We start from the raw sequence: 16,136 nt of genomic DNA on the forward strand, positions 1-16,136 counted from the left end.
CGTCTTCGACCGCTCAACCTCACTGGCCACCGAGTACAGCTCGCTGCCGTTGATCGCATCCGTACTCGAGGACGTGACCTGTCCAGGCGCCACGTTCGTGATCTGCCGCTCGGCACCCGGAGCACCGACGCTCACGACGCCTGTAGCGCTGCCTGCGAATCCACCATACGTGGTCGTCCCGATCGTGGCACTGTTCACCTGCATGGCGGGAGTAATAGCCTGCGCGTTCGCCCCCAGCGCCACCGAATTTGTCACGGTCGCTGTCGCGCCCGGTCCGATGGCAATCGAGTTCGCGGCCGTTGCGCCATTGTTGTCGTAGTTCCCCTGATGCGTGCCGCCATCGTTGATACTCACGTAGTGCGTTCGGGTCTGATCCACCACGCTCGCCACCGCGTACAGCTCGCTGCCGTTAATCGCATCCGTACTCGAGGACGTGACCTGTCCAGGCGCCACGTTCGTGATCTGCCGTTCCTTACCCGCTGCACCAACGCTCACGACTCCCGTAGCAGTGCCAGCGAAGCCGCCGTAGGTCGTGGTCCCGACCGTCGCAGTCGTCACCTGAGTGGCTGCCGTGTCAGCCAGTGAATTCGCACCCAGCGCCACGGAGTTGGCCACGCTCGCGGTTGCGAGCCCGCCGATGGCAATTGAGTTGTCGGCACTTGCAGTCGCCGCCGGCCCAACGGCAAGCGACACATTGCCCGATGCCGATGACTCGAAACCGAGCGCTGTTGCACCAGCATTACTAGCATTGGCACTGGTCCCCAACGCCACTTCGCCGCCCCCGCCCGCTGAGCCCACGCCCGTCGAGGCGTTCGACCCGATCGCGACCGAACCCGTATCCTTCCCGTCAGCAGTGCCGGAGGATGCCCCCGGGCCGATGGCGATCGTGTTGGCACCAACCGCACCGTCGTTGTTGTAGTTGGCCGCGTGCGTGCCGCCGTCGTTAATGCTCACGTAGTGCGTCCGGGTCGCATCCAGCACGCTCGCCACCGAGTACAGCTCGCTGCCATTGATCGCGTCCGTGCTCGTGCTCGATACCACACCCGGCGCCACGTTGGTGATTTGCCGCTCATTGCCCGGCGACCCTACGCTCACCACGCCCGTGGCAGTGCCCGAGAATGGGCCGTATGTCGTGGACCCGATCGTGGCATTGGTGACCTGGTTGGGACCAACCGTAACGAGCGATTTCGCACCTAGCGCGACCGAATTGTCGACAGTGGAGGCCGCACCCAGGCCAACCGCCACCGAATTCACGCCGGTCACGGCCGCGGCCTGGCCAACCGCCACCGCCCCGATACCGGCCGTGGATGCCGATGGGCCGATTGCAATGGAATTCGCGGCGGTCGCGCCATCGTTGTTGAAGTTGGTCTGCTGGTTGTTACCGTCATTGACGCTCACGTAATGGACGGCGGTTGCATTTATGTTGTTGATCGCGGTATTGGTGGCGTAGAGCTGCGAGCCGTTGACTGCGTCGGTACTCGTGCCGCTGAGTATCCCCGCTGCTACGTTCGTCATCGTGCGCTCCGAGCCGGGACGCCCGACGCTTACCGTGCCGATCGGGTTGGCACCCGCAAACTGGTAAGTCGTGCCGTTAATGGTGGTGCTGGACGTGCCCACTACCGCACCTGTCGATGCGGTTCCGCCCAGCGCCACGCTGTTGGCAGTACTAGCGGTAGCCTTTACGCCTAATGCGACAGTACTGGCAGCGCTACCCGTTGCTGCTGCTCCCACAGCAACTGCAGCTAGATCGTTGATCCCACCGATACCACCTTGGCCGCTGTCGGCAACAGCTTCGGAGCCAATTGCCACTCCGTCCGATATAGCTCGGGTCAAATACGCCCCGATCGCCACCGCTCCGCCGCCACATGCCTGCGTCGGGACAGGATTGAGAACCGGGTTACCGCCAATTGCAATATCAGGATTGGCCGGATCGCAAGTGACACCCCCTCCCGCTGAGTATTGGGCTTGCGCAGCGGGCGTCTGCAGTGCCCCCAGCAGCGCCAGCACCGCGATTCCGATCGGCCTGACTGATACCGAGCCGCCTGCGGCGCCCCCCCGATGCGGGGCATGCGCCAGTTCCGGCACCGCTGTCCAGCATCCCGATCCTTCGTTCCATACCACCCGATAGGCTCTGTTCATTGCGTTCCTCTTCCGTTGCCTGCGTACAGCACGCGTTTTTTCGCGTGCCATCCCTAAATGCTGCCTTCGTTCGACGTATTCGATATGCACTACTAACCGTATCGCATACTCCAGCAGCCACGCTTTTCCTTGGCGACTCTTTTATTTTTTCCCGCAGAACTCCGTTATCCCTGACCTACCACTAGCACCCAGCGCCCACGATTGCAGCAAAGGCGCCGCAACTATTCGATGACATTGTCGCCTTGTAGACCCAACGGTTGAGCTCAGTCACTTGTGAAATTCGAGCACGTAATACTGTCAAATGAAACCGCTACAGCAGAGTTCCTGTCCTCGACTTACTACTTGATTCCACACCATTGACCAAGTATTTGCAAATCGATTAATCAATTCGCATTACTGAATTATTTAAAATCAATCTGGACGTTCATAACGCATCCTGCTAGGAACGCCCCATACGTCCCGACTCGAGATCGCGAACCAACAGCAGCCAGCCAAGCCAGCGGCTCACGAGTGCGAGCAACGTCAGCAGTAACCTCAGATGGGCGGATGCCGGAACCGTCCCTATCCGCCCTCTCTGCAAGTGCCCAGCCAGCAGGCGGCCTGCCTCTGCATCCCGTCCACAAAGTCCTCGCGCCAGACCTATCGCATACATGCGCATCACCTCATCGGTAAGGTCTCGCTCAAGCCTGCGCCGACTCAACCGCCGCCGCCATTGCGCGTGCTCTTCGCCTTGTTGCGCCGGTATCTCATATTCTTGCGTCCGCCACCACCACTGCAGCACTGCAAGCCGCCGGTATGTACGCGCTATGGCGCTGCACGCCCACCGCGTCGCCACGACACCCAGCCACACTGCGTACCGTCCCGGTAGCACCGTAGTACCTACACTATTCATCCCGTCCCCCCGCGCTGCCGCGGCATTGTGTTTCGAACCTGGTGCAATTGGAATTCTCGCGCAACCCTCGCGCACACTGGCCTTCACGGCCGCGCCGAGATCATCGCAATGACTGAATGGAAAGGGCTGACGGCACCAGATTGTCGGCCTTGCATGGGGATACCCCTGTGCTGCGGATTACGCCTGGTCAGCTTCATAGTTTTGCTCCAGACATTCTGGCTTCGTGTCACACCTTCCGCGCAGCTCGAACCCAACGCGAGCGAGGCGGTTTGCACTGACCGCAGCTGAAAAGAACTTGGAATATTTGTTTCGTGCCTGCCGTTCTAACTCGTGTTGGGCGGGCTCCCTCTTGCCGGGACAAAAATGATCATTTGTATCAAAGTATGTCTGAGGGTTGTAAGTGATTGTTTTGTTAGGGTGCCGGACTACGATTATCGCCACAGACAAAAACGATCGATTTTGTCCAGTACAATCTGCGCCCGCAGTTGTTGTTTTTCCCCACGTTTTCACAGTTGTTTCCTCGCCCACAAAGGATGCTTGAAAGGATGACGTTTATCGGTTATCGATACCCCACAAATCAGCCCGTTAACCACCGGCGCCACCCTTGCCACATGACCCGCGCACCTTATTCCCCAGCCATACGACGCGTCCGGTCGTCGCAGCGCACAGACTCAAATCAAACCACTCCCGCTGGCATGCGAATCGGCTACGCGCGCGTCTCGACGGAAGAACAGAATCTGCGGATGCAGACTGACGCACTACAGGTTGCTGGCTGCGAGCGAATCTTTACCGATCAGGGGGTCTCGGGAGCAGACTTCTGTCGTCCGGGACTGGATGCGGCACTTGAGCATTTGCGCCCGGGCGACGCACTTGTTGTTTGGCGGCTCGACCGCCTTGGCCGCTCTCTCACACGACTGGTCGATCTGATCAACTATCTCGCGCGACGCGAGGTCGATTTCATTTGCGTCATGGAGTCAATTAATACCCAGTCGCCTGGTGGTGTACTCGTCTTCCATATGATGGCCGCGCTCGCCGAATTCGAGCGCAGCGTCATCAGCGAGCGCACTCGCGCGGGCCTGGCCGCCGCCCGCGCACAAGGCGCACAGCTTGGGCGAAAACGCGCGCTCTCACCAACCCAAAGCAAACAGGCCGTGCAGTTGGCTAGAACGCTGCCTCTTACGGAAGTCGCAAGGCGCTTTAGCGTTCACCCCCGTACGGTAAAACGAATGCTTCTTGCGCATAGCTCAGCCAGCCCGTCGCCGGACCCAGCACCGCTCAAGCGATCGGTTTGCGAAGCGCCAACCAAAGGAACCCGGCGCCGCAATTCGTAACAGCGTTGTCGAAGATTGCGCTGAGCGGTTACAGTGAATAACCGTGACACCAATCCGAGGCTTAGCGAGCCGGACTGCCGGTCGACCTGGTCACGTCGACTCTGAGCCTGCAGGAACGCGCGCACCCTGCGGCAAAGGTTTGCGGCAGGGTGCGTGGCTCTTGCGCAGCGTGTTCTTGTGACTTTGCGCGACTGGCATTCGGGACGGCGTTGCCCCTTGCAGCCGTGTCCGACGACAGACCCGGTGGCACAAGCCAATCGCCGGGGCCGACGAGCAAGCCAATCGTCGCACGCAAACGTTTGTGATCGCGTCGCGCCCCGGGCTAGGCTTAGTGCCAGGCCCGATTCCTTCGGTCCAAGTCTTACAGTTGACGCAGGCGACGGCGCATCACCAATCGCGAAACGCAAAGGAGAAAAGTATTTAATAATGTTTTAATTTGTAACGCGAGATAACACTACGCCTGACGATGCTGCTGACGCGGCCCCGTGAAGTCACCTGCGTAGTGTTAAAACGACTCCCGCGCTATCCCTTCGTCCCGCTTGACGTTGGAGGAACGAAACATAGCGGTCGAGTGCCATGCGTGCCTCCTGCGTGGAAAGCATCAGTTGATATTCATGGCCCAACGATGGGCGGTAATGTTCGGGAAAGAATAATGCGTCAACGACCACGTTTCTGAGACTCAAGGCGTCGGCCAGTGCGACAGACTGCGCAGCGAGCGGATCCCCGTTGCCCACTGATATGAACGTCGGCGGATACATGGAAGTAATGTAAGGCACCACAGCCAATCGTTGCACGCTCAGAGCATCTGCGTCTCGCGTGCCCAGGTATGACCACAACACCGTGCGCATAAAATCGGCGAAAGGACCTTCCAAGCGCATGATCGACGGATCATAAGGACCTCCGCAAAACAACACGAGACCACGCAATGCGCGACGAGAGACTCCCGGCTTGATCGACATGCGCCGCGCATAAACGGGATCGGAAATGATCAGCGCGGATTGCGCCGCGATTTGAGCACCCGCCGAATCACCGGCCAGAAAGAGGCGCGCGGTGTCGATGCCGAAGCGCTTCGCGTTAGCGACGACGTACGTCAGCGCGGCATTAGTCTGCCTCACAGGCTCGGGAAACCGGACGGCAGGTGCCAAAGTGTAGTCGATGGCTACAACCACGAAGCCACGCGCAGCCAGTACCTTGAGGTAGTCGGAAAGGTCCGACCTCGAGCCGGCGACGAAGCCACCTCCATGAACCCATACCACTGCGGGCAGTGACGCCGGCGCATGCGCCGGCGCAAAGACGTCGAGACGGGCGTCTTTCTCGCTGCCGTAACGAATGTTCCAATGTGTCGACACGTCTTTGGGGACGTATGGCGCGATCGAGGCAATCGCCTTCAAAGCGCCCTCGTGGAAAGCATAACGAATGAGCAGCACCGAAGGCCAAGGGCTTAACCTGAACGCGGCGTATGCAAGTACGGCCATCACTGTGGTTATTGCGGTCAGAATCAGGACCGCGTTGCAAACCAGACGGAACTTTGCATGTAAATCCGGTTTCATAAATACCCCGTTACCGGTAAAGACTATTCGGTTGCATCTGAGCCTGCCGCGCCAAACCGCTATACCAAACGCCTATTCGTTGTGCGCTAAATCCGGGCTCTCTACCGTGGCAACCGACGCTCCATGAGCGGTGCAGATGCAACTTCTTCATGACACGGTCTTTCCTTTTCCGCAGTGTCTTTCAACGATATCTTTGCGATGAGTCGTGATTTGACTTCGTCCCCGCTCCGACTATCACGCTGTTCGCGCGCGAGAAACCCGCCCACACCGTCTGGCATCTCGCAGCGACCTATCCTAGGCTAAATCATCGAGAAGGAAGGCACTGCCATAGAATGTTGACCTGCACCCCGCGCTGCAAATGCGCCATATCGGCACCAAGGACAACTGCGATACCATGCACCCAATACACCGCCGCTCCTGTAAGCGCGCCCGTTGTACGCAAGAACGACTGGACACGGCGAGACATCCTCGAGCAACCGATTGCCTAACGCCAACAATCCGCATGCACAGGCATAACCATGGTCCAATTCCAACGCTTGTGAAAACGCAGACCGACGTTGTCAGTTCCCAAAAAGCAGCTCGGTGTACCTTTCTGATACGGCGCCGTTGTGCTTTCCGTTCTCTCCATAATAGCGATTTTCACGGCAAAGACGTTCCTTTACGTCGCAGAAAATGCCATTGGCGAACGTAAATTCAGTCACGTCGAACTCACCTTGCGAAAACAGCTTCGTCGCTGCCCTCTTGCCAAGATATCTTTTCGTTAAGTCGAGAGAAATGCCCTCGTCGGTCGCGCAAAAGTAACGATCGCAAAGAACGCCGGGCGCGAATGAGCGAAGGCGAGCTACCCGCTCTGCACCGACAGATCCGACTGACAACCCTGCCACCAAAGCAGACGTTAAACAGGCGAAACGCACAAATTGATTCATGGACGGGAATCCCTTTACTCACTTCAGGATATGGAAAGCACCATGCCGATTCATGGTGCAAGCGTGAATAACGTCGCGCTGTAGGAAGGCCCGGTCTCTTGTGGACCACAAATGCGCCCCTTGAAAGGCGCGCGAATGCTACCCCCTCCTAAGCGAAGCAAGACAAACGTCGGTGTGACGCAAATCCCGTTGTCAAACACATCCCCTGACACCCAGGTTACTTCACTGGTCGCCGAAGCATGGGCAGGCAGCGCAACTGGGATCAGCACCGGTCCGGGGTGCATCCCCTCAGGCATACGCGCGGACACCGCAAGCGGATTGAACTGCGCATCCTGAAATTCAAGCTCGGGACGGATTTGCAGTGAACACGTGCTACGACGATGATGTCTGCGGCGAGCAACCTTGAGCACCACGCCAGAGTGCGACATCCCGTCAAAACGCCCCTGCCCGTCATCAACACGCAACGTCAGTTGATCGGCCTGACATAACGGGGGGGATTGGCCCGCGGCAGCAGGCAGCGGTATCAGCAATGACATGCCTATCAATCCTGTTGCGATCGGTGCTCCTTTCCATCGCCCAGCAAACGTCATTATCAACTCCTTAGCAAAGATAAATACGGTCCCTACAGAGACAACGATTCTGTTGCCGAAAGCAATTCGCACGCAGAGTAGAATCACGGACACGACATCCGCACGAACCACTTCCGGCGCACGACCCTATCAACACGGGCGCTTCGGCAATGTTCCCGGTTTCGCTTCCGTAGACGCCCCCAGGCGACGACTAAAACGCACCCAACGCCTTGTTCACAACAAGAGCACCAGCCTTGTCAGGATCAGGGTCGTCATCGTAAGTTTTGCAGATCACCTTGTAAGCCCACTCGCGCTTTTTTACATCGACAAACCGGATCGCCAACGTGTGCACAAAACGATGCCTCACCGCACGCGAACCCTCCTTCTGGCTGCCCAGCGAGTCGGCATCGCATAACTTCATGCCATCACACCGGCCAATCACTTCCACATTGGACGGCCGGGTGGCATATGCCACATCAACCCGGTAACGAGCCGTTTGTGGAGATGTTGATCGCCACCCTCGTTCGACCAAACCCCGCGTTATACCTGTCAACACTTCGGGAGGAATCGCTACCGACGTCTGCCCAAACGAAAAGGTTTTGCGATCGACGCCTATCGCGCCGCCATCATTGTCCGAAGGGAGGGCCCCAACTGCTGCCACATCGGTGACAGGCGTGTTTGCGCAACCTGAAACCAATGCGAGAGCCGCAGTGACGAGTATGAGAAAAAGGCTTCTGTGTCTATTGCTGCACATAGGATGACTACCCTCCTGCATCGTGAGAGGAAGTTTGAGACAGATACTCCGCGGCAGTGGGCAAAACGATAGTAAAGCTTGTCCCGTTACCCGGGGTGCTTTGCACGGCAATCGCCCCTCGGTGTCGCTCGATAACTGTTTTGACGAAAGCCAAGCCGAGCCCCACTCCCTCGGTTTCCGGTTGGCCCCGCCTGCGAAATCGGCGAAAGCGTTCAAAAAGATACGGAAGATGACGTGATTCAATGCCGAATCCATGATCGCGTACGACGCATTGAACGTACTCAGGCGCCTCGACAGCAACTCGAACATGACACTCGACATTCGAACCAGACACGCTGTATTTGATCGCGTTGTTCAACAGGTTGACGAGCGCTCGCCTCATCAATGTCCCATCAGCGACGATCCAACACTCGTCCACGTCTTCGCGGAGACACTCGACCTTTATCTGTTTTTCCCGCGCAAGGGCCCATACCTCGTCGCAAGCATCGAGGGCTATTTCCGCAAGATCGAGTGTCTGAAACGAGTATGTTTGAGATTCGGCGTGCGCAAGCCTGACAAAGTTATCGGCGAGATCAAGTGTACGATTCGCATGGCGTTCAATCTGCTGGAGAGTTGATTCATCCATAGTGGCCCCTTCGGTTCCTCTCGATTCCGCGAGCAACACAAGAATTGAACCCAGTGGCGAACGCATGTCGTGGGACAGAAAGCTCAGTAGCTCGTCCCGTTGACGCTGTGCCGACAGCGTCTGGGTGATATCGACGAGCGTTGCGATCCATGTGTCAGGCGAGCCTTCAATGCCTTCGGAAAACACATACCGTAAAAGATGGTGATGTCCATCTGAATCCTTGACTTCGACACCCCGCGTCATGATGGTCGAATCAGTCTCCGTTTGCGAGTCGAGCACTTCTGGCCATTTGACGGAAGGTGCAATGTCTTTTCCGTCAACTGTTCTCACAAACGTTAGGGATCCGAGCACAGTCGCCAGTTGAGTGTGGATGTCCGGGACAGCCCGTCTGGTCCTGGACAGATAGGAACGTGCCGCCGTATTCAGGAACAATATATGCGTACTGCGATTGGAAACGAGTACCGGGTGGGGTAGACTATTCAAGGTATTCCAGATAAACCGGCGCATTTCACGTTGACGTTTTGTCACATATCGAATGGAACTCATATAACGCGCAAGCACATCCCCTCTGGGTTCGGGTCCACGATTGAGGTCGGGAAAAATATGTGGCTCACGAGTTAGCTGTTCCAACTCTTCAACAAGCCAGGACATTGCCAGCGCCAGCCGGCGCCAGCTCCACAGAAAGTAGGTGAGAAGCAGAACGGCAATGGCGGGAACCGGACTGATCCACATCCTCTCGAACCTAAGAAGGTACTGACTCGCAAAACCGGTAATTGCTAGCAGGACGACCAGGCACGCGAAGGCTCGAGCGGGTGTCGATATCAGCATGGCGGCGAGCAGCGAACACAGAGGAATCATCGACAGGAGGATGATTTCCACTTTGCTTGCAGGGCGTATCTCGTTCTGATTTAGCAGCGTCGTCAATACACTGACATGAATGAAGATGCCCGGCGTTACACCATTACTCTCAGCATTGGGAGTAGCAAAATGATCGCTTAGCCCGGGCGCTGTCGCGCCGATGAATACAATACGGTTCCGAAAAAACTCGGGAGGTACTTCGCCGCGAAGTACTGCGGAAAAGGAAACTTCGGGAATACGGTAGAACGCGCGGTTAAACGGTATCAGTATGTGCGTCGGACATTGCGCCCCATGGGATGTGATTGGCTGCCCACGGTGGTTCGGTGGCTCAAATTCGCAACCGCGATCCGCCGGTGCGGATTGATTGCGCAACCGCATATAGACAGGCACAACAAATTGCGGCCATTTTCGCTCTCGCGCCTGCACAACAAGCTGCATTCCCCGCAGAATGCCGTCCCGATCCGCATCGACGTTGACGAAACCAAGTCCAGCTGCAGCCGTTCTGAGCGCAGGAACCGGCATGATAGCTTCGGGCAGATCCGTGTGCTCACCCGCGCCATGAGTCATCAGCACTGGCAAATACGTCGGCGTGAGCCGGACGGCGTGTGCCAACACCTCATCTTCGTCAGTCGGCTCGGTGAATAGAACGTCGTATAAAACTGCGCGTGGGGACGCTTGCGCGAGCGTCTCAAGCAACCTTGCGTGAAGCGAGCGCGGCCAAGGCCATTGCCCCAACTCCCGTAGACTTCTGTCGTCAATGTTGACGACTATCATGTCGTTTCGAGGCTGATCCACCAACTGCTCAAGCACAACGTCATATACAGTCCAATCCAGCCGCTCCGTCATATCTCCGAGCACAAAAGCGAGCAGAATCCCGATAGCGACGCCGCCTAGGACGAACCATTCGACTATCGAGCGCCACCTGACGCCAAGTTTGTAGAGGTGCCACGACCGCCTCCCCTTCGTGCCGCGCATGAACTAGTATCCGATCGTAAAGGATTCAACTGGACTCGTTATTGAATGATATTCTTTGTTATCAAATTTTTCGGACACCACTTTCCAATAATAGCGCCCCGTAGGTAGCCCAGAAATAACGAGCCCATTATCACCAAGATCCATAATATCGAGCAACGGCGCATTAAAATCCGGCCCTAATCCAAGGATAAAGCGGTACCGTTGTGAATCGTCAGACTGCCCCGAGAGCCAACGGAACTCATATCTGTTCTTCTCAAGGGCACTCGAACTCAACGAAATCGAATTCACCCTCCTTATAACGGCGTAGACCGACTGCATTCCCTGCAAATGATGCAAATCGATTGCAGCAAGTCGCACGAAATAGTTTCCATCCGGCAATTCGCCCATATCAATATGTGCAGAATTGCTCGTCCGGTCGCGTATGATGTCAAGTCCGGCTGCGTCCCGTGTAATCTGCGCACGGTAGGCAGTTGCTCCCTCGACAGGTACGACCTCAAATGAAACGCTGGCTGCGGTTTGCACTTTGCCAGGATGGGACAGTTGGGGAGCATCAAGCAATTTGATGGGCGTTCCGGCAGCCTGCCCAACAGATGTTAGATTGCCGTACCCTGCATTCACGGTCTGTACCACGCCCTTTAAAGCAGGGGCCGCATGCCGCACATCAACTCGCCCCCTCGTTACCTCTACCGCAGTCGAACGCTGATCAGGGTTCCAGACAACCCTGAATGCCGTACCACGCACCCCGGCTACTGCTGAGGGGGTAGTAATTCTAAAGACATCCCGAGGGGACTTTAACGGCACGACGTCCGTATCGATCTCACCCCGTTCCAGTTCAAACTGTTGATCTATTGCCGACGTTAGCACTGTCGCATCCAGTTTCCGGATCAGTATCGTGCTATTCGACGGCAATGTGACATGGGAACCGTTCGGTAGTAAGAGGGATAAATACGAATCCTGCCCCACACGAACCCTGTCGCCTTCGCTCAGGGATGTTCCTTCCTGAACCGGAACAAAAGCCCTGTTCGGCATCGCGAATTCAATAGAACCGATAACCGAGATCACCTTGGCTGAGAGCGGTCTATGCTTGAGCAACGTCTTGGGTATGCGAAGCCGCGTACGCGGCTGGAGGTGAAACAGATCACTGATTCCATTAATGCGCTGCAACTCACGCCAGTCGTCGGGATCGTTAAGGTATCGACTTGCAATTGTATAAAGATTGTCGTTAGCATTTACAAGATAAACTTCTATATCCGAAGCGATCTGGCTTATTGGCTGTCCGGGTCGCTCTTGATGAACTGACGCGTCTGGGCCGGCCATAGGCACAGTGCCGCCAAAACAGGGCTTCAACACAATTCCAAGGAGACATGACAGCCCGAGCGCGCGAAACTTGGTCACGAGGGTTCCCCGGCGAGACACCCGTAAGATAATTCTACGTCTGTCTGTTTAGAAAAATTAAAATTAATTTACCGTAAACTTAATTACAATTTCCATAATAAAATAAAATGCCGCAGAACGCTTTTTCTATTATTTTAAATAACTTAGTAAAATCAGCATTACTGATTTAATTTCCACGGAATATTGCCCGTCGTCTTTGCGTGACCAGCCACATCAAAATCATAAAAAAGAGAACCATTATTCCGAAATGGTATTAGGCGGCAAGTCATGCGAGACTACACATGCCCTAGGGCTAAGCGGCGCCCATTGTGCACGTCGGCTATCAGGCAGCGGGCACACACCCGATTGGAATGCTTACAGTTCGCGGCGGAAAAGGAAGCGAATGAGAATTGCCTATCTCGAGGATGATCCGGCTCAGCAGGAGCTTACTAGCAATATGTTGAAGGCGCACGGGTACGACTGCTGTGCCTTCAGTGACGGTAGTCGTCTGATCCGCCGTTTGCGGCGAGAGCATTTCGACATGCTGTTGCTTGACTGGCAAGTCCCAGGCGTCACAGGGCATGAGGTCATGGTCTGGGCGCGAACTCATTTGAATGAGCCCATCCCTATCATCTTTGCGACTTACCGGTCCCTTGAGACGGACATTGTGTCAGCACTCAACGCAGGCGCGGACGATTATCTCGTCAAACCGCTTCGGAAGGCCGAATTACTCGCCCGAGTGGATGCGCTCGCTCGACGGGTCCGGTCGCACCAAAGTCAAAATATGCAGCCGCAACTGATAGAAGTTGGCCCATACCGTATCGACCCCGAGAAACGAAGCTGCATGCTTCATGACGTTCCCATCGAACTCACTCCTAGGGAATTCGATCTGACCTTGCTTATGTTCCAGTATCTGGGGCGCATCCTTTCACGCGAACAGATTGGCGGAACAGTTTGGGGACAACCTCCGGGGGGTATCTCACGCACAATAGACACGCATATGTCCAAGGTCCGGGCAAAGCTTCAATTGCGACCCGAAAACGGCATTCGACTGCTCCCGGTGTACGGTCACGGTTACCGCCTTGAGCTGGTGAGCGAGGCGTCCTGAGACAGTTACCGATTGGTCTGCGCCGGCCGTTTGATAACATTCAATTGGCCTTATGCGGGGTCGTACAAGGCGTTCGTTTTGGTGGGTCTTTGCCGAGAAATTGGCTTGAGATTTGGCCCCGCGCGTAGCGCGCGCTCTGCGGCCGACGTCCCAGCCTCAAGGGGGATACACCTTCCCGGAGGGGCCCACATCGAAGGCGGCGTAGCCCTCCACACACCAACTGAATCACAGCTCCTCTATTTAATTACAAATTACTAACGATCAACGGAGATTTCATAAATTTCCATGAAAGGGGTGCGTTAAACATCTTTGACAATCAGAGCGGCCTCAGTTGCTATATTAACGGACGTCTTACCGAGTTATATGGAATGTCTCGGTACAAAAGAGCATGAAGCGTGAAGCGGTAGTCAAAAGCCGATGATGCCTTGAAAGAACGTTCACGGCGCACTGTTTCGGTTAAAGTTGTCGGCGGCACGCACGCGGCCAAGGATCCAGATAATAGCCCATAGGGAAAGCTCGAAAGTTGTGGATCTGAGTCTTGACCATGAAGCATTGCCTGAACGGCTGGCAATGCGTTTCGGACGCACAGGGGAGTTAGAGTTTCGTTGAGTGAACAGGCCGGGTCAAAACCGAGCAATGTGGCCAGTGACGATGCGCTCGGAAGAGATAGCTGCATGGTTGTTCTTCACAAGACTCTCTTATCCGATGATCGCCCGGAGTTCCGGGTGTCAAACCCTGCTTCATGGGGGATGATTAACGACTTAAACGCGATTTTTCCACACTGGAATGCAATTCAATTTCGTGATTAATTTTTTCGTTTTGCAGGAGGCACCGCCTTATGGATATCACCAGCTTTAACTACCCGCTTTCCACCCCCGCGAATCTTCAGTCATCGCTTGCGCCTTCCTCAGGAGGGGTGATTCCAGAAATGGAGACTGCGCTTAACCTGATGAACCTTGCCCTACGCCAGCTCGGAGGAAGTTCCCAATTTTACCAACCAGGGTGGGACAGTTCATCGCCCTACCCGCCAATCGGCAGCGGCGCTCAACCTGGTTCGCCTTACGGCCAGGGCACCTGGCCTCCCATTGGCAGCGGTGCTCAACCCGGTTCGCCCTATGGCCAGAGCACCTGGCCTCCCATTGGCAGCGGTGCTCAACCCGGTTCACCCTATGGCCAGAGCACCTGGCCTCCCATTGGCAGCGGCGCTCAACCTTATTATTCGCCCTATGGCCAGGGCACTTGGCCTCCCATTGGCAGCGGCGCTCAACCTAACTCGCCCTATGGCCAGAGCACTTGGCCCCCTATTGGCAGTGGCGCTCAACCTGACTCGCCCTATGGCCAGAGCACCTGGCCCCCTATTGGCAGTGGCGCTCAACCTGGCTCGCCTTACGGCCAGGGCACCTGGCCTCCCATTGGCAGCGGCGCTCAACCCGGTTCGCCCTATGGCCAGAGCACCTGGCCTCCCATTGGCAGCGGTGCTCAACCTGGTTCGCCTTGCGGCCAGGGCACCTGGCCTCCCATTGGCAGCGGTGCTCAACCTGGCTCGCCCTATGGCCAGAGCACCTGGCCTCCCATTGGCAGCGGTGCTCAACCTGGCTCGCCCTATGGCCAGGGCACCTGGCCTCCCATTGGCAGCGGTGCTCAACCTGGTTCGCCTTACGGCCAGGGCACCTGGCCTCCCATTGGCAGCGGCGCTCAACCTTATTATTCGCCTTATGGCCAAGACACCTGGCCTCCCATTGGCAGTGGCGCTCAACCTGGTTCGCCCTACGCGTCTCCTTCCAGTCAACTAGGGCCAGCGTATCCCGGTAGAGATTATGCGCCTAGTCCCGCCGACGAGCGGTGGGCTGTCGGCCAACTCCTAGCTAACCGAAGCGAAATCGGAAGCGATGCAGGTTTTAGCATCCAACAATTGCAAAGCTATGCCAATGGCCAGCTAACTGGAAATGCGTGGCAGGATGCACCTATATACGCGGCCAGATACATGCTTGAGGATTCCGATGGCCTAAATAAACTGGGTGAAGCCAACGGCGGTGATAACTATAATGAATATTACAGTTTCAACGACCTTGAGCAGCGATACCAGTATCTCTCCGAGTTAGCACCGTACGGGCAGGGACTCTAATTTATAGCTGTTCGAATCGATCAAGCCACCGTGCGCACGGCCTCTGTTAAACCGTGGCTTGATCGCGGCGATGGGGATTCGACAGCAACACTCCCGAAGGCATGTGGTGCGTCGCGAATTTTGGCGACGCACCATCGTACCTTTGCTTAATCCATGGCTTTGTCGTTTCCGGAGTTGACCAACAATGGGTTTGCAATTTGCGCCTACCACGGGCGCTTCCCAGTGATGGCATGAGGTACTTGCAAGAAACCCGACAACACGACGCCACCGATGTCATTGTCGGCGTTGACGTAGGGGGCCTCATTATTTGAACCTCCGCAGGCCGGTTGACCGCGGTCGAACAGATCTGTTTCTTCGATCGTGTAGGCCCGCAACTGCATTGTGTCCTACCGCGATAAACGAAATCTATAAGACCGCATGCTCGCGAGCGGATTGGCCTTACAGGGAGTTCAGCCTAGAGCCTGCCGTACGCCTCAGCCATGAGACTGTTAAATAGGGCGTTGGCCAAGACAATTGGCGACCTGTTGGGTCATCGTGCACATGCGTTTATCTTACGGGTGCAATTGGAGGCGTCGAGAGACGTGGGCCTCCCTTCGGCTAGCAACCACGACCATTGTATTGCGGAGCGCATCATGAATCACACTCCGACGCCGCTCGGCCTTGCCATCGAGCACTAACTTTTGCACTAGCGAGCGCTCGGCCGGCGCTACTTCAAGGAAGAGCAGACTCTGCGTTCCCGAGTCAATTTCTGAACGAGCATGGCTTCAGCAACCTAACACAGCAAGGTTTGAACGTGGTGTGTGATGGTCTAATTTCCTCGGACAGGTCGATAGGAGGACAATCCTGAATCGACGAGGAAACAGTAGATGACAAGAAAGCGCCGACAATTTGACGCCAGCTTCAAGCTCGA

General features: G+C 56.2%; 9 protein-coding genes and 1 pseudogene. 2 read left to right on the forward strand and 8 right to left on the reverse strand.

Going from position 1 to position 16,136, the window contains the following annotated elements:
- Nucleotides 1-1,617: YadA family autotransporter adhesin (locus tag HV796_RS36765; protein WP_425497108.1), on the reverse strand; the 1,617-nt coding region annotated here is incomplete at its 3' end.
- 27 nt (nt 1,618-1,644) lie between these two features.
- Nucleotides 1,645-2,190, reverse strand: a pseudogene (locus HV796_RS46080) (ESPR domain-containing protein); the annotation flags it as partial.
- Between the two features lie 1,536 nt (nt 2,191-3,726).
- On the opposite strand from HV796_RS46080, the gene HV796_RS36770 reads away from it, so the two are divergent.
- Entirely contained in the window at nt 3,727-4,362 is a 636-nt protein-coding gene (locus HV796_RS36770) for a recombinase family protein (protein ID WP_175232771.1), read from the forward strand.
- A gap of 491 nt (nt 4,363-4,853) precedes the next feature.
- Here HV796_RS36770 and HV796_RS36775 read toward each other — a convergent pair whose 3' ends face one another.
- The 6 genes from HV796_RS36775 to HV796_RS36800 form a co-directional block, all read right to left on the reverse strand.
- Nucleotides 4,854-5,912 (reverse strand): alpha/beta hydrolase, encoded by a 1,059-nt coding sequence (locus HV796_RS36775; RefSeq protein ID WP_175232772.1) that lies wholly within the window; start codon nt 5,910-5,912, stop codon nt 4,854-4,856.
- 560 nt (nt 5,913-6,472) lie between these two features.
- Complete coding sequence (locus tag HV796_RS36780; protein ID WP_175232773.1) at nt 6,473-6,838, reverse strand: YcgJ family protein; 366 nt, start codon at nt 6,836-6,838, stop codon at nt 6,473-6,475.
- A 50-nt stretch (nt 6,839-6,888) separates the two neighbouring features.
- The gene (locus HV796_RS36785) at nt 6,889-7,374 is read right to left on the reverse strand and encodes a DUF4232 domain-containing protein (protein ID WP_175232774.1); all 486 of its coding nucleotides are present in this window, start codon (nt 7,372-7,374) and stop codon (nt 6,889-6,891) included.
- 244 nt (nt 7,375-7,618) lie between these two features.
- A complete protein-coding gene (locus HV796_RS36790) occupies nt 7,619-8,161 on the reverse strand; it encodes a hypothetical protein (RefSeq protein ID WP_175232775.1) in 543 nt (180 codons plus the stop codon).
- A gap of 7 nt (nt 8,162-8,168) precedes the next feature.
- Nucleotides 8,169-10,619 carry a CHASE2 domain-containing protein gene (locus tag HV796_RS36795; RefSeq protein WP_175232776.1) on the reverse strand — a complete coding sequence of 817 codons (2,451 nt, stop codon included), beginning with the start codon at nt 10,617-10,619 and terminating at the stop codon, nt 8,169-8,171.
- Between the two features lie 3 nt (nt 10,620-10,622).
- Nucleotides 10,623-12,014 (reverse strand): FecR family protein, encoded by a 1,392-nt coding sequence (locus tag HV796_RS36800; RefSeq protein WP_175232777.1) that lies wholly within the window; start codon nt 12,012-12,014, stop codon nt 10,623-10,625.
- 382 nt (nt 12,015-12,396) lie between these two features.
- Between HV796_RS36800 and HV796_RS36805 the strand changes: the two genes are divergently transcribed.
- Nucleotides 12,397-13,101, forward strand: coding sequence for a response regulator transcription factor (locus HV796_RS36805; protein ID WP_175232778.1), 705 nt, complete (start codon nt 12,397-12,399; stop codon nt 13,099-13,101).
- The last annotated feature ends 3,035 nt before the right edge of the window (nt 13,102-16,136 follow it).

It is taken from the genome of Paraburkholderia humisilvae, from assembly GCF_902859855.1.
Lineage (GTDB): Bacteria > Pseudomonadota > Gammaproteobacteria > Burkholderiales > Burkholderiaceae > Paraburkholderia > Paraburkholderia humisilvae.